Raw genomic sequence first — 20,634 nt, forward strand, 5'->3', positions numbered from 1 at the left:
TTCCTTTCTATCTAACAGTCAGTCACAACACAGTGGGGGAAAACCTGGGTGATCCTTACGCGGAAACGCGGGGGATCGTGTCGTCCGCACGCAGCGTGAAGATCTCGTAGCCGGTTTCGGTGACCAGCAGGGTGTGCTCCCACTGGGCCGAGAGCTTGCGATCCTTGGTGATCGCGGTCCAGCCGTCGCCCAGCACTTTGGTGTCGGCCTTGCCCTGGTTGATCATCGGCTCGATGGTGAAGGTCATGCCGGCCTTCAGTTCCATGCCGGTGCCGGCACGGCCGTAGTGCAGGATCTGCGGCTCTTCGTGGAAGACGGTGCCGATGCCGTGGCCGCAGAATTCGCGCACCACCGAAAAGCCGTTCTTTTCGGCGTGCTTCTGGATCACTTCACCGATGTCGCCCAGGCGGCAGCCAGGCTTGACGATTTCGATGGCCTTGTACATGCATTCCTGGGTCACCTGGGATAGGCGCTCGGCCCACACCGGCACGTTGCCGACGTGGAACATGCGGCTGGTATCGCCGAAGTAGCGGTCCTTGATCACGGTGACGTCGATGTTCAGGGTGTCGCCGTCCTTCAACGGCTTGTCACCCGGAATCCCGTGGCAGACCACGTGGTTGACCGAGGTGCAGATCGACTTGGGGAAGCCCTTGTAGTTCAGCGGCGCAGGAATGGCGCCCTGCACGTTGACAATATAGTCGTGGCAGATCTGGTTGAGGGTTTCGGTGGTAACGCCGGGCTTGACGTGTTCGGCGATCATTTCCAGCACGTCGGCAGCCAGTTTGCCGGCGATGCGCATGCCAGCGATGTCTTCGGCGGTTTTCAAGCTAACGGTCATACAGGCTCTCTCTAGCGCGACGCGCTGAAATCAATACGGTTTACGGGCGTGCGACAAAAGGTTACAGAATTCGCACAAGCCACAAAAAACGCGATTCTAACAGACGATGGCGTCAAATCATGAGCCTCTGATGATCGCTTCTCTCTATAAGGTAGGGCTATCTCGGCTCTATTCAAGGGGTTACACCAAAGCGTCCGGCTCCAAATGTGATTGCGTGTTCCGTTTTTGCCGATGCTGTGGTATAAAATGCGCCGCTTTCCGGGGATACCCCGCAAAGCTTAAATCCACACACGTGTCGACACGATGACCTGGGTGCCGGAGGCCTTGATGCCGCTGGTTGGTCATTGGGATACGTGGAGGCCAAACCCGACTTATTAAGGAACTATCATGTCCCAAGTCAACATGCGCGATATGCTGAAGGCCGGTGTGCACTTCGGTCACCAGACCCGTTACTGGAACCCGAAAATGGGTAAATACATTTTCGGCGCGCGTAACAAGATCCACATTATCAACCTTGAAAAAACCCTGCCAATGTTCAACGAAGCGCTGACTTTCGTAGAGCGCCTGGCCCAGGGCAAAAACAAGATTCTGTTCGTCGGCACCAAGCGTTCCGCTGGCAAGATCGTTGCTGAAGAAGCAGCACGTTGCGGTTCGCCGTACGTCGATCACCGCTGGTTGGGCGGCATGCTGACCAACTTCAAAACCATCCGTGCTTCCATCAAGCGTCTGCGTGACCTTGAAGTGCAAGCCGAAGACGGTACTTTCGCCAAGCTGACCAAGAAAGAAGCGCTGATGCGCTCCCGTGACCTGGAAAAGCTCGATCGTTCCCTGGGTGGTATCAAGGACATGGGCGGTCTGCCTGACGCACTGTTCGTTATCGACGTTGATCACGAGCGCATCGCGATCACCGAAGCCAACAAGCTGGGCATCCCGGTTATCGGCGTAGTCGATACCAACAGCAGCCCGGAAGGCGTTGACTACATCATCCCAGGCAACGATGACGCAATCCGCGCTATCCAGCTGTACATGGGTTCGATGGCTGACGCTGTAATCCGTGGTCGCAACCACGTTGCTGGTGGTACCGAGCAGTTCGTTGAAGAAGCTCCGGTAGCTGCCGCTGAGTAATTAGCGCCCTGGCGTTGACTCAGTAAGCAAAAAGGGGGCTTGGCCCCCTTTTTGCCACCTCGAAAACCATTTGTCGGCAGCGCAACTGCATCATCTGTAACGTGCAGCGGCCTACAAGGGTAATTCGGGAAGAATTGATCGCCCGTTTGATCGGGTGGAATGGTTGAAAACCTATCCAAGAGGATTTTGAAATGGCAGAGATTACTGCAGCGTTGGTCAAAGAACTGCGTGAGCGTACCGGCGAAGGCATGATGGATTGCAAAAAGGCCTTGACCAAGGCCGGCGGCGACATCGAAAAAGCCATCGACGACATGCGTGCTTCCGGCGCCATCAAGGCTGCCAAGAAAGCAGGCAACGTAGCTGCTGAAGGCGCAATCGCTCTGAAAGAAGACGGTAAATCCGCCGTTCTGCTGGAAGTGAACTCGCAGACCGACTTCCTGGCTCTGCAGGACGACTTCAAGGCATTCGTTGCTGCCAGCGTTGAAAAAGCATTCGCTGACAAGCTGACTACCGTTGAGCCTCTGATCGAAGCTCAAGAAGCTGCTCGCCTGGTACTGGTCGGCAAGGTTGGCGAAAACGTCAACATCCGTCGCCTGACTCGCGTTGAAGGTGATGTGGTTGGTGGTTACCTGCACGGCAACAAAATCGGCGTAGCTGTTGTTCTGAAAGGCGGCGACGTTGAGCTGGCCAAAGACATCGCTATGCACGTTGCTGCCAGCAACCCTGAGTTCCTGCTGCCTTCGGAAGTTTCTGACGAAGCGATCGAGCGTGAAAAAGCTGTGTTCCTGCAGCTGAACGAAGAAAAAATCAAAGGCAAGCCAGAAAACATTGTTGAGAACATGGTCAAAGGCCGTATCAGCAAGTTCCTGGCCGAAGCAAGCCTGGTTGAGCAGGCGTTCGTCAAGAACCCTGAAATCAAGGTTGGCGAACTGGCCAAGAAGGCCGGTGCTGAAATCGTTTCCTTCACCTACTACAAAGTAGGCGAAGGCATCGAGAAGCCGGTCGACAACTTTGCTGAAGAAGTTGCTGCCCAGCTGGCTGCCGCCAAGCAATAAGACAGTTTTCAACTGTCGCCCGAAAGAGGCTGCCCGCTCACGCGCGCAGCCTCTTTTCAAATGGGAAGGCTGATTTTAATTGGCTTCCCCTCGGAACTGGCTTACAAAGCCGTGTTCCGATGGCGCTGTAGCAGCGTCCAGCTAGAGTGAACGCAAGCCGTAAACGGCTCGCCAAGAATTTTTAAAAAATACGCCGCAGGAGAGATTCGCAATGGCTCAGCAGGGCAGTGGTTATCAGGCTCGCTATAAACGCATTCTACTCAAGCTTAGCGGCGAGGCCCTGATGGGCTCGGAAGAGTTCGGGATCGATCCCAAGGTGCTCGACCGCATGGCGCTGGAAGTCGGCCAACTGGTCGGTATCGGCGTACAGGTCGGCCTGGTGATCGGTGGCGGCAACCTGTTCCGCGGCGCGGCACTGAGTGCGGCCGGTATGGATCGGGTCACCGGCGACCACATGGGCATGCTGGCCACTGTGATGAACGCCCTGGCCATGCGCGACGCCCTGGAGCGCGCCAATATCTCGGCTATCGTGATGTCGGCTATTTCCATGGTCGGCGTGACCGATCACTATGACCGCCGCAAGGCCATGCGCCACCTGAACGCCAAGGAAGTGGTGATCTTCGCCGCTGGCACGGGTAACCCGTTCTTCACCACCGACTCGGCAGCGTGCCTGCGTGCTATCGAGATCGATGCCGACGTGGTGCTCAAGGCCACCAAGGTAGACGGTGTGTACACCGCAGACCCATTCAAAGACCCGCATGCCGAGAAGTTCGATCATCTGACCTACGATGAAGTACTGGATCGCAAGCTGGGCGTGATGGACCTGACGGCTATTTGCCTGTGCCGCGACCACAAGATGCCGCTGCGCGTATTTAACATGAACAAGCCCGGCGCCCTGCTGAATATCGTACACGGCGGCGCAGAAGGGACTCTGATCGAGGAAGGCCAACAATGATCAACGAAATCAAGAAAGACGCCCAAGCGCGTATGCAGAAATCCCTGGAGTCTCTGAGCCACGCATTCGGCCAGATTCGTACCGGCAAGGCGCACCCGAGCATCCTTGGCAGCGTGATGGTGCCTTACTACGGTGCCGACACCCCGCTGAGCAGTGTGGCCAACGTCACCGTTAAAGACTCGCGCACCCTGCAGGTCGTGGCTTTCGAGCGCAATATGCTGGCTGCTGTCGACAAGGCTATCCAGAGCGCTGGCTTGAACCTCAACCCGACCAACCTGGGTGAGTTGCTGCTGATCTCCATGCCGGCCCTGACCGAGGAAACCCGCAAGGGCTTCACCAAGCAGGCACGCAGCGCTGCCGAAGATGCTCGTGTTGCTGTGCGCAACATCCGCCGCGATGCCTTGGGTGACCTGAAGAAGCTGGTCAAGGACAAGGAAATCAGCGAAGACGAAGAGCGTCGTGCCACTGCTGACATCGACAAGCTGACCAAGGATGCCGAGGCCCAGATCACCAAGGCCACGGAAGAAAAAGAAAAGGACCTGATGGCCGTATAAGGGGTCAGGACACCTTCATGGAAAAGACCAAGCAGACTGTACCCTCTGTGGTGCCGCGCCATGTCGCGATCATCATGGATGGGAATAATCGCTGGGCGAAGAAACGCTTTATGCCGGGTGTTGCCGGGCATAAAGCGGGTGTCGATGCGGTACGGGCTGTGATCGAGGTGTGTGCCGAGGCCAAGGTCGAAGTGTTGACCTTGTTTGCCTTCTCCAGTGAGAACTGGCAGCGGCCCGCCGAAGAAGTCAGTGCCTTGATGGACCTGTTCTTCAAGGCCCTGCGTCGTGAGGCCAAGCGCCTCAACGACAACAACATCAGCCTGCGCATCATTGGCGATCGCTCACGTTTCCATCCGGAGCTGCAAGCTGCCATGCGCGAAGCCGAGGCTATCACTGCTGGCGCAAACCGCTTTGTGCTGCAGATCGCAGCCAACTACGGTGGCCAGTGGGACATCGCCCAGGCCGCACAACGCCTGGCGCGTGAAGTACAGGCCGGTCATCTGCGGCCCGATGACATCACGCCCGAACTGCTTCAAACCTGCCTGGTCACCGGCGACCTGCCGTTGCCGGACCTGTGCATCCGTACCGGTGGCGAGCACCGCATCAGCAATTTCCTGTTGTGGCAGTTGGCCTACACCGAGCTGTACTTCTCCGACCTGTTCTGGCCGGACTTCAAACACGATGCCATGCGCAATGCGCTGGCCGATTTCGCTTCCCGTCAGCGTCGCTTCGGTAAAACGAGCGAGCAGATCGAAGCTGGAGCCCGGGTTTAAATGCTTAAACAACGAATCATCACAGCACTGATCCTGTTGCCGATCGCCTTGTGTGGGTTTTTCCTGCTCGACGGTTCCGGCTTTGCGCTGTTTATCGGCCTGGTCGTCACCCTCGGTGCCTGGGAATGGGCGCGCCTGGCGGGTTTCAGTGCCCAGTTGCCACGCGTGGTGTATGCCGCGGTCGTGGCTGCCCTGGCGTTTCTCCTGTACATCCTGCCGGACATTGCGCCGTGGGTGTTGGGGGCGGCGGTGCTGTGGTGGGCGCTGGCAACGTTCCTGGTGTTGACCTATCCGCGCACCAGCAGCCAATGGTCCAGTGTTGCCTGCAAGCTGGTGATCGGTTTGCTGATCCTGCTGCCGGCATGGCAAGGGCTGGTGGAGATCAAGCGTTATCCACTGGGTAACTGGCTGATCCTGGCGGTCATGGTGCTGGTCTGGGGGGCTGATATCGGCGCCTACTTTTCCGGTCGGGCCTTCGGCAAGCGCAAGCTGGCGCCGGCGGTCAGTCCGGGCAAGAGCTGGGAAGGGGTCTATGGCGGGCTGGCGTTGACGCTGGTGATCGCGCTGGTCGTCGGTATCGTGCGTGGCTGGGCGGCGAAGGAGATTTTCCTGGCGCTGTTGGCCACGGCCATCGTCGTGTTCATTTCGGTGGTGGGTGACCTCACTGAAAGCATGTTCAAGCGCCAGGCCGGGATCAAGGACAGCAGTAACCTGCTGCCGGGTCATGGCGGTGTGCTGGACCGCATCGATAGCTTGACCGCAGCCATCCCGATCTTTGCTGTCCTGCTGTGGATGACTGCTTCGTGAGCCGCCTGCAACAAGTGACCGTGCTGGGGGCAACCGGCTCGGTGGGGCTGAGCACCCTGGACGTGATTGCGCGTCACCCTGATCGCTACCAGGTCTTCGCACTCACCGGGTTTACCCGCCTGAGCGAACTGCTGGCCTTGTGCGTGCGCCATGCGCCGCGTTTCGCGGTGGTGCCAGAAGCCGCTGCGGCACGGGGGCTGCAGGATGATCTGCGGGCTGCCGGGCTCGCGACTCAAGTATTGGTGGGCGAGGAGGGGTTGTGCCAGGTTTCGGCCGATGCCGAGGTAGACACTGTGGTCGCGGCTATCGTAGGCGCTGCGGGTCTGCGTCCCACCCTGGCGGCCGTTGACGCTGGCAAGAAGATCCTGCTGGCCAATAAAGAAGCGCTGGTCATGTCCGGCGCACTCTTCATGCAGGCGGTGCGCAAAAGCGGCGCCGTGCTGTTGCCCCTCGACAGTGAACACAACGCGATCTTCCAGTGCATGCCCGGCGACTACGCGCGCGGCTTGAGCCAGGTGGGTGTGCGTCGAATCCTGCTGACCGCCTCGGGTGGTCCGTTCCGGCAAACACCACTGGATGAGCTGGAGCACGTATCGCCCGACCAGGCGTGCGCTCACCCGAACTGGTCCATGGGGCGCAAGATCTCCGTGGATTCGGCCAGTATGATGAACAAGGGCCTTGAGTTGATCGAGGCCTGCTGGCTGTTCGATGCACGCCCGGATCAGATCGAGGTGGTGATTCACCCGCAAAGTGTGATTCATTCCCTGGTCGACTACGTGGATGGTTCGGTCCTGGCGCAGTTGGGCAACCCCGATATGCGCACGCCGATTGCCAATGCGCTGGCCTGGCCGGAGCGGATTGATTCCGGCGTGGCGCCCCTGGACCTGTTCGCCGTGGCTCGCCTGGATTTCGAGGCGCCGGACGAGCAGCGCTTTCCTTGCCTGCGCCTGGCGCGGCAAGCGGCCGAGGCGGGTAACAGCGCGCCGGCGATGCTGAATGCGGCCAACGAAGTGGCCGTGGCGGCGTTTCTCGAACGGCGCATCCGCTTTCCGCAGATCGCGAGTATCATCGAGGACGTCCTGGCGCTCGAGCCGGTCGTGGCGGTGAGCGACCTGGGGGCGGTATTCGAGGCCGATGCCAAGGCTCGGGCCCTGGCGGAACAATGGTTGAACCGCAACGCGCGTTAGTCTGCAGGCGGCTTTGAGCCTTCAGGCACTGGATTGGAATGCGGAGAAATTAGATGAGTGCGCTTTACATGATTGTCGGCACCCTGGTTGCTCTGGGTGTGCTGGTTACCTTCCACGAATTTGGCCACTTCTGGGTGGCGCGTCGTTGCGGCGTCAAGGTATTGCGCTTCTCCGTCGGTTTCGGCATGCCGCTGGTGCGCTGGCACGACCGCCGTGGCACCGAGTTCGTGATTGCGGCCATCCCGTTGGGCGGCTACGTCAAGATGCTCGATGAGCGTGAAGGCGAAGTTCCGGCGGATCAGTTGGACCAGTCCTTCAACCGCAAGACCGTTCGTCAGCGTATCGCCATTGTCGCTGCCGGCCCGATCGCCAATTTCCTGTTGGCGATGGTGTTCTTCTGGGTCCTGGCCATGTTGGGCAGCCAGCAGGTCCGTCCGGTGATCGGCGCGGTCGAGTCAGACAGTATTGCCGCCAAGGCCGGGCTGGTTGCCGGGCAAGAAATTGTTTCCATTGATGGCGAACCCACCACCGGTTGGGGCGCGGTCAATTTGCAGTTGGTGCGTCGCCTGGGTGAAAGCGGCATCGTCAATGTCGTGGTGCGCGAGCAGGATTCCACCACCGAGACCCCGCGTGAACTGGCCCTCGACCATTGGCTCAAGGGCGCTGACGAGCCTGACCCGATCAAGTCCCTGGGCATACGTCCATGGCGTCCGGCCCTGCCACCGGTGCTTGCCGAGCTGGATCCGAAAGGTCCGGCCCAGGCCGCCGGCCTCAAGACCGGCGATCGCCTGTTGGCCCTCGATGGCCAGCCATTGGGTGACTGGCAGCAGGTGGTCGATCTGGTTCGTGTACGGCCTGATACCAAAATTGTGCTGAAAGTTGAGCGCGACGGTGCTCAAATCGACGTCCCTGTGACCTTGTCGGTTCGTGGGGAAGCCAAGGCGGCCGGGGGTTACCTGGGTGCCGGGGTCAAAGGTGTCGACTGGCCGCCATCGATGGTGCGCGAGGTGAGCTACGGGCCGTTGGCGGCGATTGGCGAGGGTGCGAAACGCACTTGGACCATGAGCGTGCTGACCCTCGAATCCCTCAAGAAAATGTTGTTCGGCGAGCTCTCGGTAAAAAACTTGAGTGGACCGATAACCATTGCTAAAGTGGCGGGCGCTTCTGCCCAGTCGGGTGTCGCGGATTTCCTGAATTTCCTGGCTTATCTGAGTATTAGCCTGGGCGTTCTGAATTTGCTGCCCATTCCAGTATTGGATGGGGGGCATCTGTTGTTTTATCTGGTCGAGTGGGCGCGTGGTCGTCCCTTGTCGGATCGGGTGCAGGGTTGGGGGATACAGATCGGTATCAGTTTGGTGGTCGGGGTGATGTTATTAGCCTTGGTCAACGATCTGGGTCGACTGTAACGCTTCGCTGAATTGCGAATCTGCCGCATTTTGCGGCAGTTTGTTTATTGCCAGTTGGAATAAGAAAGGACTTCATGAAACGTCTGCTGCTAACTGCGGTTCTCACCGTATTGATGATCGCCGAAGTTCACGCCGAGTCCTTCACTATCTCCGATATTCGCGTCAACGGCCTCCAGCGGGTTTCCGCAGGTAGCGTCTTTGGTGCTTTGCCGTTGAACGTTGGGGAACAGGCTGATGACCGTCGCCTGGTGGAATCCACTCGTGCGCTGTTCAAAACCGGTTTCTTTCAAGACATCCAACTGGGTCGCGAAGGTAACGTCCTGGTCATCACCGTGGTCGAGCGACCTTCCGTCGCCAGTATCGAGATCGAAGGCAACAAGGCGATCTCTACTGAAGACCTGATGAAAGGTCTGAAACAATCCGGCCTGGCCGAAGGCGAGATCTTCCAGCGCGCCACCCTCGAAGGTGTGCGTAACGAGCTGCAACGCCAGTACGTTGCCCAGGGTCGTTATTCTGCGACCGTGGAAACGGAAGTGGTCCCGCAGCCGCGTAACCGTGTCGGCCTCAAGGTCAACATCAACGAAGGCACCGTGGCGGCGATTCAGCACATCAACGTGGTGGGCAATACCAAGTTCGCTGATGACGACCTGATCGACCTGTTCGAACTCAAGACCACCAACTGGCTGTCGTTCTTCAAGAACGATGACAAGTACGCCCGTGAAAAACTCTCCGGTGACCTGGAACGCCTGCGTTCCTACTACCTGGACCGTGGCTATATCAATATGGATATCGCTTCGACCCAGGTGTCCATCACCCCGGACAAGAAGCACGTCTACATCACCGTCAACGTCAACGAAGGCGAGAAATACAAGGTTCGTGACGTAAAACTGAGCGGCGACCTTAAAGTGCCTGAAGACCAGGTCAAGGCGCTGTTGCTGGTGCAGAAAGACCAGGTGTTCTCGCGCAAGCTGATGACCACCACTTCCGAACTGATCACCCGCCGCCTGGGTAACGAAGGCTATACCTTTGCCAACGTCAATGGCGTACCGACGCCGCACGATGATGACCACACCGTGGACATCACCTTTGTCGTCGACCCGGGCAAGCGTGCCTACGTGAACCGTATCAACTTCCGCGGCAACACCAAGTCTGCGGACGAAGTACTGCGTCGTGAAATGCGTCAGATGGAAGGTGGCTGGGCGTCGACCTACCTGATCGACCAGTCCAAGACCCGTCTCGAGCGCCTGGGCTTCTTCAAGGAAGTCAACGTCGAAACCCCGGCTGTACCGGGTGTGGATGACCAGGTCGACGTGAACTACGCCGTTGAAGAACAAGCATCGGGTTCCATCACCGCCAGTGTCGGCTTCGCACAGAGCGCCGGTCTGATCCTCGGTGGTTCGATCACCCAGAACAACTTCCTGGGTACCGGTAACCGTGTGTCCATCGGCCTGACGCGAAGCGAATACCAGAGCCGATACAACTTCGGTTACACCGACCCCTACTGGACTGCTGACGGTGTGAGCCTGGGCTACAACGCCTTCTACCGCACCACCGACTACAAAGACCTCGACGTTGACGTTGCAAGCTATGCGATCGACAGCCTCGGTGCCGGTGTCAACGTTGGTTACCCGATCAGCGAGACCTCGCGCCTGACCTTCGGCCTGACTGCGCAACAGGATGAGATCAAGACCGGTGTATACACCGTGGACGAAATCTTTGACTTCACCCGTCGTGAAGGCGACAAGTTCCTGAACTTCAAGGCGTCTGCCGGCTGGTCCGAGTCGACCCTGAACAAAGGTGTACTGGCTACCCGTGGTCATTCCCAGAGCTTGACCCTGGAAACCACCACGCCGGGCAGTGACCTGTCGTTCTTCAAGCTCGACTACCGTGGCCAGCTGTTCACGCCGTTGAGCGACAATTACACCATGCGCCTGCACACCGAGTTGGGCTATGGCGATGGTTATGGTTCCACCAATGGTCTACCGTTCTACGAGAACTACTACGCGGGTGGCTTCAACTCCGTACGTGGCTTCAAGGACAGCACCTTGGGCCCACGTGGTACACCAAGCCGTGGTGTGGGTGTAACCGGTAACCAGGGTACTGTGGCTGACTCTGACAATGACCCGCTGCCGTTCGGTGGTAACGTGTTGATCCAGGGTGGTGCGGAGATCCTGTTCCCGCTGCCGTTCGTGAAAGATCAGCGTTCCCTGCGTACGTCGGTATTCTGGGACGTGGGTAACGTGTTCGACTCCAAGTGCGAGCAGATCCGTAACCCGAGCGGCGTTAAGTCCGACACACAGTGCAACGACGTGAGCCTCAGTAACCTGGCAAGCTCCGTGGGTGTGGGTGTGACCTGGGTGACTGCGCTTGGCCCATTGAGCTTTGCTCTGGCCATGCCGATCAAGAAACCGGATAACGCTGAAACCCAGATTTTCCAATTCTCCCTCGGCCAGACGTTCTAAGCGTCTGACCCAAGATAACGACAACGGATTCTGTAGGAGTACATCGTGCGTAAGTTGACTCAATTGGTTCTGCTGGCAACCGTGCTGGTAGCGACCCCGGCCTTCGCCGAAATGAAAATCGCCGTGCTGAACTATCAGATGGCCCTGCTGGAATCCGATGCGGCCAAGAAGTACGCCGTGGACGCCGAGAAGAAGTTCGGTCCGCAACTGACCAAGCTCAAGACCCTGGAAAGCAGCGCCAAGGGCATCCAGGACCGCCTGGTTGCCGGTGGCGACAAGATGCAGCAAGGCGAGCGCGAGCGTCTGGAGCTTGAATTCAAGCAAAAGGCCCGTGACTACCAGTTCCAGTCCAAGGAGCTGAACGAAGCCAAGGCTGTTGCTGACCGTGAAATGCTGAAACAGCTGAAGCCGAAACTCGACAGCGCTGTGGAAGAAGTCATCAAGAAAGGTGCCTTTGACCTGGTGTTTGAGCGTGGCGCTGTAATCGACGTCAAGCCTCAATACGACATCACCCGCCAGGTGATCGAGCGCATGAACCAGCTGAAGTAAGCCATGACCGCGACTATCAGGCTCGGCGAGTTGGCCGAGTTCCTGGGGGCCACCTTGCGTGGCTCCCCGGAGAAAGAAATTACTGGGCTAGCCACCTTGCAGGAGGCTGGCCCAGCTCAGTTGAGCTTCCTCGCAAACCCCCAATACCGTAAATACCTGGTCGACAGCCAAGCCGCAGCCGTGTTGCTGAAAGCTGCTGACGCCGAAGGGTTTGCCGGGGATGCGCTGGTGGTGCCTGACCCCTACCTGGCTTATGCGCGGGTGTCGCACCTGTTCGATCCCAAGCCCAAGGCCGCCAGCGGTATTCATCCGTCTGCGGTGATCGCCGATGATGCCCAGGTTGACCCTGCGGCCAGCGTCGGCGCCTTTGCGGTGATCGAGAGCGGCGCACGCATTGGGGCGGGTGTCACCGTGGGTGCCCATTGCTTTATCGGCGCGCGCTGTGAGATTGGCGCAGACGGTTGGCTGGCACCGCGCGTGACCCTGTACCACGATGTGCGTATCGGTGAGCGCGTCGTCATCCAGTCGGGTGCCGTGATCGGCGGTGAAGGTTTTGGCTTTGCCAATGCCAAGGGCATCTGGAACAAGATTGCCCAGGTCGGCGGCGTACTGATCGGCGACGACGTGGAAATTGGCGTGAACACGGCTGTCGATCGCGGGGCCCTGGCCGATACCGTGATCGGTAACGGTGTGAAGCTCGACAACCAGATCCAGATCGCCCACAACGTACAGATTGGCGATCACACCGCCATGGCGGCGTGCGTGGGTATCTCCGGCAGCACCAAGATCGGCAAGCACTGCATGCTCGCCGGTGGCGTTGGGCTGGTGGGGCATATCGAAATTTGCGACAACGTTTTCATCACCGGCATGACCATGGTCACCCACTCGATTACCGAGCCCGGGGCCTATTCGTCCGGTACCGCCATGCAGCCTGCGGCTGAATGGCGCAAGAGTGCAGCACGGTTGAGGCAGCTCGACGACATGGCTCGACGCCTCAAACAGCTGGAAAAGCGTGTTGGGGACGTGACCCCTGGCGGTAATGCTTCATCAGAAGGCTGATACCATTTCCATATCAAGTGTGCACAGCCGCTAGACTGCCTCCTTGATTTGCTAGCGGGGCGTGCTTTTAGTTCGCCCGCCCCCAATCTTTATTACAGGCTTCCCCCCGAAATGATGGACATCAACGAGATTCGCGAATACCTGCCTCACCGTTACCCGTTCCTGTTGGTGGACCGTGTAGTGGACCTCAACGTCGAGGAAAAGCGCATTCGTGCCTATAAGAATGTCAGCATCAACGAACCGTTCTTCAACGGTCACTTTCCCGCGCATCCAATCATGCCGGGCGTGTTGATCATCGAAGCGATGGCCCAGGCTGCCGGTATCCTTGGTTTCAAAATGCTCGACCTCAAGCCTGCCGACGGCACGCTTTACTATTTCGTGGGCTCCGACAAGTTGCGTTTCCGCAACCCGGTGACCCCGGGTGACCAGTTGATCCTGGAAGCCAAGTTCATCAGCTGCAAGCGCCAGATCTGGAAGTTCGAATGCCAGGCCTCGGTGGACGGCAAGCCGGTGTGCTCCGCCGAGATCATCTGTGCGGAACGCAAACTATGAGTTTGATTGACCCTCGCGCAATCATCGATCCGTCGGCCGTTCTGGCCGCCGACGTTGAGGTCGGCCCCTGGTCGATCATCGGCGCAGGTGTGGAAATCGGCGAGGGGACTGTCATCGGGCCGCACGTGATCCTCAAGGGTCCGACCCGCATTGGCAAACACAATCGCATCTACCAGTTCTCCTCGGTAGGCGAAGACACCCCGGACATGAAGTACAAGGGTGAAGAGACACGCCTGGTAATCGGTGATCACAACATCATCCGTGAAGGCGTGACCATTCACCGTGGCACTGTGCAGGACCGGGCCGAGACCACGCTGGGTGATCACAACCTGGTCATGGCCTATGCCCATATCGGTCACGACAGCGTCATTGGCAACCACTGCATCCTGGTCAACAACACCGCGTTGGCGGGCCATGTGCACGTTGACGATTGGGCGATCCTGTCCGGGTTCACCCTGGTGCATCAGTACTGCCATATCGGCGCCCACAGCTTTTCCGGCATGGGCACTGCCATCGGCAAGGATGTTCCGGCGTTCGTTACGGTATTCGGCAACCCGGCCGAAGCCCGCAGCATGAACTTCGAAGGCATGCGCCGTCGCGGGTTCAGCGAAGACGCGATCCACGCCCTGCGCCGTGCCTACAAGGTGGTTTATCGTCAAGGGCTCACGGTCGACCAGGCGTTGACTCAACTGGCCGAGCCGGCAGCGCTGTTCCCGGAAGTCGCGGTGTTCCGCGACTCGATCCAGGCGTCGACTCGCGGCATCACCCGCTAATCATGGCTAATCTGCGTATCGCGCTGGTGGCCGGGGAAGCTTCCGGCGACATTCTGGGCGCAGGCCTTATGCGGGCCCTCAAGGCCCAGCACCCGGCGGTGGAATTCATCGGTGTCGGCGGCCCGCTGATGCAGGCTGAAGGGCTCACCTCCTACTTCCCCATGGAGCGTCTGTCGGTCATGGGGCTGGTCGAGGTGCTGGGTCGCCTGCGCGAGTTGTTGGCCCGTCGCAAGCTGCTGATCCAGACCTTGATCGAAGAAAAGCCCGATGTGTTCATCGGCATCGACGCGCCGGACTTCACCCTCAATATCGAACTCAAACTGCGCCAGGCCGGCATCAAGACCGTGCACTACGTCAGCCCGTCCGTCTGGGCGTGGCGGCAGAAGCGCGTGCTCAAGATCCGCGAGGGCTGCGACCTGATGCTGACCTTGCTGCCGTTCGAGGCCCGGTTCTACGAAGAAAAGGGCGTGCCGGTGCGGTTTGTCGGGCATACCCTGGCCGACGCGATTCCCCTGCAGGCTGATCGCGCGGCCGCGCGTGCCGAGCTGGGCTTGCCCGACGGCCCGCTGGTCGCGCTGATGCCTGGCAGCCGTGGTGGCGAAGTGGGGCGACTGGCCTCGGTGTTTTTCGATGCTGCCGAACGTCTGCTGGCCTTGAAGCCGGGCATACGTTTCGTGCTGCCTTGCGCCAGCCCGCAACGTCGCGCGCAGATCGAAACACTGCTGGAAGGTCGCAACCTGCCGTTGACCTTGCTCGATGGTCAGTCACACCTGGCCCTGGCCGCCTGTGATGCGGTGCTGATCGCCTCGGGTACGGCCACTCTGGAAGCCTTGCTGTACAAGCGCCCGATGGTGGTGGCCTACCGCCTGGCGCCGCTGACCTTCTGGATCCTCAAGCGCATGGTCAAAAGCCCTTACATCTCCCTGCCCAACCTGCTGGCCCAGCGCCTGTTGGTGCCGGAGTTGTTGCAGGACGATGCAACGCCCGAGGCCCTGGCGCAAACTTTACTACCCTTGATCGACGGCGGCGAAGAACAGACCCGCGGCTTCGACGACATCCACCGCACCCTGCGTCGTGATGCGTCGAACCAGGCAGCCGACGCCGTATTGACCCTGATCGGCAAGCAACAGGAAGCCTTATGACGACGCAGATGGGCCTGGATTTCAGCCTGGTTGCCGAAGCCCACGAACTGGTGGCCGGTGTTGACGAAGTCGGGCGCGGGCCTTTGTGCGGCGCCGTGGTCACGGCGGCAGTGATCCTCGATCCAAACCGCCCGATCCTCGGTCTCAACGACTCGAAGAAACTCACCGAAGCGCGCCGCGAAAAACTCTACGACGAGATCTGTGAGAAAGCCCTGAGCTGGCATATCGCCCGGGCTGAAGTTGAAGAAATCGACCAGCTGAACATTTTGCACGCCACCATGCTGGCCATGCAGCGTGCAGTCGAGGGGCTGCACATCACCCCGAAAATGGCGATGATCGACGGTAACCGCTGCCCCAAGCTTGCCATGCCTTCCGAGGCGGTGGTCAAGGGTGATAGCAAGGTGCCTGCCATCGCCGCCGCGTCAATCCTGGCCAAAGTCAGTCGTGACCGGGAAATGGCTGCGTTCGAATTGATCTACCCCGGCTACGGCATCGGCGGTCATAAAGGCTACCCGACGCCCGTTCATCTGGAAGCCCTGGCTCGCCTTGGCCCGACGCCGATCCACCGCCGCTCGTTCGCCCCAGTGCGCCAGGCTTACGAGCTGCGCGAGAGCTTCAGCGAGGTTTAGTCGCAAGGCTGATGTTTTTGCCAAGGCCCGGTACAATCCGGGCCTTGTTGTCTCCACGTTTCTAGACAGGATCACTATGCCGGCTTCATTCGTTCACCTACGCCTGCACACTGAATACTCCCTGGTCGACGGCCTGGTACGGATCAAACCGCTGGTCAAAACCCTGGTGGGCATGAACATGCCTGCGGTAGCGGTTACCGATCAGAACAACATGTGTTCCCTGGTCAAGTTCTACAAGAACGCCATGGGCGCCGGTATCAAGCCGATTTGCGGCGCCGACCTGTGGCTGTCCAACAAAGACCCGGATAACCCCCTGAGCCGCATCAGCCTGCTGGCGATGAACGGCGTGGGTTATCGCAACCTCACCGAATTGATTTCCCGTGGCTTTATCGACGGCCAGCGTAATGGCTCGATCATTATCGAGCGCGAATGGGTCGCCGAGGCCAGCGAAGGCCTGATCATGCTGTCGGCCGCCAAAGAGGGCGAGATCGGTATCGCGCTGCTGGGTGGCAACCCTCAAGAAGCCGAAGTACTGGCCAAGGAGTGGATGCAGGTCTTCTCTGATCGTTTCTACCTGGAAGTCCAGCGTACCAACCGCCCCAACGATGAAGAGCATCTGCACGCCGCCGTGGCCCTGGCCGACAAGCTGGGCGCGCCGCTGGTGGCGACCAACGATGTGCGCTTCATCAAGAAGGAAGACTTCGAAGCCCACGAAACCCGCGTATGCATCGGCGAAGGCCGGGCCCTGGATGACCCGCGTCGCTCGAAGAACTACAGCGAGGAGCAGTACCTCAAAAGCGCCGAAGAGATGGCCGAGTTGTTCAGCGACCTGCCCGAGGCACTGGAAAACTCCGTCGAGATTGCCAAGCGCTGCAATATCGAAGTGAAGCTGGGCAAGCACTTCCTGCCCAACTTCCCGATTCCCGATGGCATGACCATCGATGAGTATTTTCGCAAGGTGTCCTTCGACGGGCTGGAAGAGCGCCTCAGCGTTCTGCTGCCCAAGGACACCACCGAGGATTACGACGCCAAGCGTCAGGTCTACGTTGACCGGCTGAATTTCGAGCTGGATATCATCATCCAGATGGGCTTCCCCGGTTACTTCCTGATCGTGATGGACTTTATCCAGTGGGCCAAGAACAACGGCGTACCGGTAGGTCCGGGCCGGGGGTCAGGTGCTGGGTCGTTGGTTGCCTACGTGCAGAAAATTACCGACCTCGACCCGCTGGAATATGACCTGCTGTTCGAACGGTTCCTTAACCCGGAACGGGTTTCCATGCCCGACTTCGACGTCGACTTCTGCATGGACGGCCGTGACCGCGTGATCGAGTACGTGGCCGAGAAATATGGCCGCAACGCAGTAAGCCAGATCATCACCTTCGGTTCCATGGCCGCAAAGGCTGTAATCCGCGACGTGGCACGCGTGCAGGGCAAGTCCTACGGCCTGGCGGATCGCCTGTCGAAGATGATCCCGTTCGAAGTCGGCATGACCCTGGAGAAAGCCTACGAGCAGGAAGAGATCCTGCGCGACTTCATCAAGGTCGATGAAGAAGCCGCCGAAATCTGGGACATGGCGCGCAAGCTCGAAGGCGTGGTGCGTAACGTCGGTAAACACGCCGGTGGCGTGGTGATCGCACCCACCAAGCTCACTGACTTTTCGCCGATCTACTGCGACGAAGAGGGCGATGGCCTGGTAACCCAGTTCGACAAGGATGACGTGGAGGCGGCCGGCCTGGTGAAGTTCGACTTCCTCGGCCTGCGGACCCTGACGATCATCGACTGGGCGCTCAAGACCATCAACCGCGACCGCGCCAAGGTCGGTGAGGAACCGCTGGATATCGCCTTCATCCCGCTGGATGACAAGCCGACCTACACCCTGCTGCAAAAAGCCGAGACCACGGCGGTGTTCCAGCTTGAGTCGCGCGGTATGAAAGAGCTGATCAAAAAGCTCAAGCCCGACTGCCTCGAAGACTTGATCGCATTGGTGGCCTTGTTCCGTCCAGGCCCGCTGCAATCGGGCATGGTGGACGACTTCATCAACCGTAAGCACGGCCGTGCCGAACTGGCTTACCCGCACTCGGACTACCAATACGAAGGCCTCAAGCCCGTGTTGGCGCCGACTTACGGCATCATCCTGTATCAGGAACAGGTGATGCAGATCGCCCAGGTGATGGCCGGTTATACCCTGGGTGGCGCGGACATGCTGCGTCGAGCCATGGGTAAGAAAAAACCCGAGGAAATGGCCAAGCAGCGCGGCGGTTTCATTGAGGGCTGCGCGACCAACAATATCGACGCGGACCTCGCGGGTAACATCTTCGACCTGGTAGAGAAATTCGCCGGTTACGGCTTCAACAAATCCCACTCCGCCGCCTACGGCCTGGTGTCGTACCAGACCGCCTGGCTGAAAGCCCACTACCCGGCGCCGTTCATGGCTGCGGTACTGTCGGCGGATATGCACAACACCGACAAGGTCGTGACCTTGATCGAAGAAGTGCGCACCATGAAGCTGCGCCTCGATGCGCCGGACGTGAACGCTTCGGAGTTCAAGTTCACGGTGAACGACGAAGGCCGCATTATCTATGGCCTGGGCGCGATCAAGGGCGTCGGCGAAGGCCCGGTGGAAGCCATCACCGAAGCGCGCCTGGACGGGCCATTCAAAGACCTGTTCGACTTCTGCGCACGGGTGGACCTCAAGCGCATCAACAAACGGACACTCGACGGCCTGATCCGCAGCGGTGCACTCGACCGTCTCGGCCCGTATTTCCATGATGAGCCCAAGGCCTACCAGGCCAATATCGACCGCAACCGCGCGGTATTGCTCGCCGCCATGGAAGAAGCGATCAAAGCCGCCGAGCAGACCGCGCGTACCCATGACAGCGGTCATGCCGACCTGTTTGGCGGGTTATTCGTCGAAGAAGACGCAGACGTCTACGGCAACCATCGCAAGGCCAAGGAACTGACGCTCAAGGAACGTCTCAAGGGCGAGAAAGATACCTTGGGCCTGTACCTCACCGGTCACCCGATTGACGAATACGAAGGTGAGATCCGCCGGTTCGCTCGTCAGCGCATTATCGACCTGAAGCCAGCGCGGGACACGCAGACCGTCGCCGGCATGATCATCGCCCTACGGGTGATGAAGAATAAGAAGGGCGACAAGATGGGGTTCATCACCCTCGACGATCGTTCGGGCCGTATCGAGGCGTCGCTGTTTGCCGACGCGTTCCATTCCGCGCAGTCGCTGTTGCAGACCGACGCGATGGTGGTGGTGGAAGGGGAGGTCAGCAACGATGACTTCTCCGGCGGCCTGCGCCTGCGGATCAAGCGGGTGATGAGCATGGAAGATGCGCGCACCAATTTGGCCGAAAGCTTGCGCTTGAAGGTGAAAACCGAAGCGCTCAAGGGCGATCAGCTACGCTGGTTGGGCGACCTGCTCAAACGCCACCGCGGCGCGTGCCCGGTGACCATGGAGTACACCGGCAATGACGCCAAGGCCATGTTGCAGTTTGGCGAGACCTGGCGAATTGATCCCGCAGATGGCTTGATTCAAGCTTTGCGTGACCAGTTCGGGCGAGACAACGTCTTCCTCCAATACCGTTGACGGTCAGAGATGTCTGATCTCGACTAAACATTTAATCTCGACCTAAACGCGCCTCTCCCTTAAGGTAGGGCGCGAATAGACAACCGGCTGGCCAGGCACGCCCTGGCCGTCGACCCAAGACGGACGCTTATGAACCCGAATTTTCTTGATTTCGAACAGCCGATCGCTGACCTGCAAGCCAAGATTGAAGAACTGCGCCTGGTCGGCAATGACAATTCGCTGAACATCGGCGATGAGATCGCTCGCCTGCAAGACAAGAGCAGCACGCTCACCGAAGACATCTTCGGCAAGCTGACCAGCTGGCAGATTGCGCGCCTGGCCCGCCACCCGCGCCGTCCCTATACCCTGGACTACATTCAGCACATCTTCACCGAGTTCGAAGAGCTGCATGGCGACCGCCACTTCTCCGACGACGCGGCCATCGTGGGCGGTATCGCTCGCCTGGACGACCAGCCGGTGATGGTGATCGGTCACCAGAAGGGCCGTGAAGTGCGCGAGAAAGTCCGCCGCAACTTCGGCATGCCGCGCCCGGAAGGCTACCGCAAGGCTTGCCGACTGATGGAAATGGCCGAGCGCTTCAAGATGCCAATCCTGACCTTCATCGATACCCCGGGCGCCTACCCAGGTATCGACGCAGAAGAGCGCAACCAGAGCGAGGCTATCGCCTGGAACCTGCGCGTCATGTCCCGCCTGAAAACCCCGATCATCGCCACTGTGATTGGTGAAGGTGGTTCCGGTGGTGCGCTGGCCATCGGCGTCTGCGACCAGTTGAACATGCTGCAATATTCGACCTACGCGGTGATCTCGCCGGAAGGTTGCGCCTCGATCCTGTGGAAAACCGCCGAAAAGGCACCAGATGCTGCCGAAGCCATGGGCATCACCGCTGATCGCCTCAAAGGCCTGGGTATCGTGGACAAAGTGATCGCCGAGCCTTTGGGCGGCGCCCACCGTGACCCGGCTGCTGCGGCGGCGACTATCCGCGCCGAGCTGGGCTCGCAACTGGCAATGCTCAAGAAGCTGGATAACGACGCGCTGCTGGCCCGTCGTTATGAGCGCCTGATGAGCTACGGTCTGTAAGACCCAGCAATACCCAATGTGGGAGCCGGCTTGTGTGGGAGCTGGCTTGCCTGCGATAGCATCACCTCGGTGCAACTGCAAAACCGAGGCGCC

At 59.4% G+C, this 20,634-nt stretch carries 18 protein-coding genes; 17 read left to right on the plus strand and 1 reads right to left on the minus strand.

What is annotated here, in order from left to right; all coding sequences use genetic code 11:
- Positions 1–55 precede the first annotated feature (55 nt).
- Entirely contained in the window at positions 56–838 is a 783-nt protein-coding gene (gene map, locus KUA23_RS06435) for a type I methionyl aminopeptidase (RefSeq protein ID WP_016975842.1), read from the minus strand.
- A gap of 387 nt (positions 839–1,225) precedes the next feature.
- Between map and rpsB the strand changes: the two genes are divergently transcribed.
- The 17 genes from rpsB (at position 1,226) to KUA23_RS06520 (ending at position 20,541) form a co-directional block, all read left to right on the plus strand.
- Complete coding sequence (gene rpsB / locus KUA23_RS06440) at positions 1,226–1,963, plus strand: 30S ribosomal protein S2 (protein WP_003189158.1); 738 nt, start codon at positions 1,226–1,228, stop codon at positions 1,961–1,963.
- 191 nt (positions 1,964–2,154) lie between these two features.
- Positions 2,155–3,018: a translation elongation factor Ts gene (gene tsf, locus KUA23_RS06445; RefSeq protein WP_078047204.1), complete on the plus strand. Its 864-nt coding sequence runs from the start codon at positions 2,155–2,157 to the stop codon at positions 3,016–3,018.
- 211 nt (positions 3,019–3,229) lie between these two features.
- Positions 3,230–3,973 (plus strand): UMP kinase, encoded by a 744-nt coding sequence (gene pyrH / locus KUA23_RS06450; RefSeq protein ID WP_003172271.1) that lies wholly within the window; start codon positions 3,230–3,232, stop codon positions 3,971–3,973.
- Complete coding sequence (frr, locus tag KUA23_RS06455; protein ID WP_025855128.1) at positions 3,970–4,527, plus strand: ribosome recycling factor; 558 nt, start codon at positions 3,970–3,972, stop codon at positions 4,525–4,527. The genes pyrH and frr overlap by 4 nt, the downstream gene beginning before the upstream one ends.
- A 17-nt stretch (positions 4,528–4,544) precedes the next feature.
- Positions 4,545–5,300 (plus strand): polyprenyl diphosphate synthase, encoded by a 756-nt coding sequence (gene uppS, locus KUA23_RS06460; protein WP_016974405.1) that lies wholly within the window; start codon positions 4,545–4,547, stop codon positions 5,298–5,300.
- Positions 5,301–6,107: a phosphatidate cytidylyltransferase gene (locus KUA23_RS06465; protein ID WP_078047205.1), complete on the plus strand. Its 807-nt coding sequence runs from the start codon at positions 5,301–5,303 to the stop codon at positions 6,105–6,107.
- The gene (gene ispC / locus KUA23_RS06470) at positions 6,104–7,294 is read left to right on the plus strand and encodes a 1-deoxy-D-xylulose-5-phosphate reductoisomerase (protein ID WP_252993601.1); all 1,191 of its coding nucleotides are present in this window, start codon (positions 6,104–6,106) and stop codon (positions 7,292–7,294) included. The genes KUA23_RS06465 and ispC overlap by 4 nt, the downstream gene beginning before the upstream one ends.
- 53 nt (positions 7,295–7,347) lie before the next feature.
- Positions 7,348–8,700: a sigma E protease regulator RseP gene (rseP, locus tag KUA23_RS06475; RefSeq protein ID WP_252993602.1), complete on the plus strand. Its 1,353-nt coding sequence runs from the start codon at positions 7,348–7,350 to the stop codon at positions 8,698–8,700.
- Between the two features lie 74 nt (positions 8,701–8,774).
- Positions 8,775–11,162 carry an outer membrane protein assembly factor BamA gene (gene bamA, locus KUA23_RS06480; RefSeq protein WP_078047208.1) on the plus strand — a complete coding sequence of 796 codons (2,388 nt, stop codon included), beginning with the start codon at positions 8,775–8,777 and terminating at the stop codon, positions 11,160–11,162.
- Positions 11,163–11,207: 45 nt separating this feature from the next.
- On the plus strand, positions 11,208–11,711 hold the full coding sequence (locus KUA23_RS06485) for an OmpH/Skp family outer membrane protein (protein WP_003219314.1): 504 nt from the start codon (positions 11,208–11,210) through the stop codon (positions 11,709–11,711).
- A gap of 3 nt (positions 11,712–11,714) precedes the next feature.
- Positions 11,715–12,770, plus strand: a complete 1,056-nt coding sequence (gene lpxD / locus KUA23_RS06490) for a UDP-3-O-(3-hydroxymyristoyl)glucosamine N-acyltransferase (RefSeq protein ID WP_078047209.1) — start codon at positions 11,715–11,717, stop codon at positions 12,768–12,770.
- A 111-nt stretch (positions 12,771–12,881) separates the two neighbouring features.
- Positions 12,882–13,322 carry a 3-hydroxyacyl-ACP dehydratase FabZ gene (gene fabZ, locus KUA23_RS06495; RefSeq protein WP_003172281.1) on the plus strand — a complete coding sequence of 147 codons (441 nt, stop codon included), beginning with the start codon at positions 12,882–12,884 and terminating at the stop codon, positions 13,320–13,322.
- The gene (lpxA, locus tag KUA23_RS06500) at positions 13,319–14,095 is read left to right on the plus strand and encodes an acyl-ACP--UDP-N-acetylglucosamine O-acyltransferase (protein ID WP_016976867.1); all 777 of its coding nucleotides are present in this window, start codon (positions 13,319–13,321) and stop codon (positions 14,093–14,095) included. The genes fabZ and lpxA overlap by 4 nt, the downstream gene beginning before the upstream one ends.
- 2 nt (positions 14,096–14,097) lie before the next feature.
- Positions 14,098–15,237 (plus strand): lipid-A-disaccharide synthase, encoded by a 1,140-nt coding sequence (gene lpxB, locus KUA23_RS06505; protein ID WP_099493739.1) that lies wholly within the window; start codon positions 14,098–14,100, stop codon positions 15,235–15,237.
- Complete coding sequence (gene rnhB, locus KUA23_RS06510; RefSeq protein WP_078047211.1) at positions 15,234–15,866, plus strand: ribonuclease HII; 633 nt, start codon at positions 15,234–15,236, stop codon at positions 15,864–15,866. Before lpxB ends, rnhB begins: the two co-directional genes overlap by 4 nt.
- A 76-nt stretch (positions 15,867–15,942) precedes the next feature.
- Entirely contained in the window at positions 15,943–19,464 is a 3,522-nt protein-coding gene (gene dnaE / locus KUA23_RS06515; protein ID WP_252993603.1) for a DNA polymerase III subunit alpha, read from the plus strand.
- 129 nt (positions 19,465–19,593) lie between these two features.
- Complete coding sequence (locus KUA23_RS06520) at positions 19,594–20,541, plus strand: acetyl-CoA carboxylase carboxyltransferase subunit alpha (RefSeq protein WP_252993604.1); 948 nt, start codon at positions 19,594–19,596, stop codon at positions 20,539–20,541.
- Positions 20,542–20,634 lie beyond the last annotated feature (93 nt).

This window comes from Pseudomonas pergaminensis, from assembly GCF_024112395.2.
GTDB classification, from domain to species: Bacteria; Pseudomonadota; Gammaproteobacteria; order Pseudomonadales; family Pseudomonadaceae; genus Aquipseudomonas; species Aquipseudomonas pergaminensis.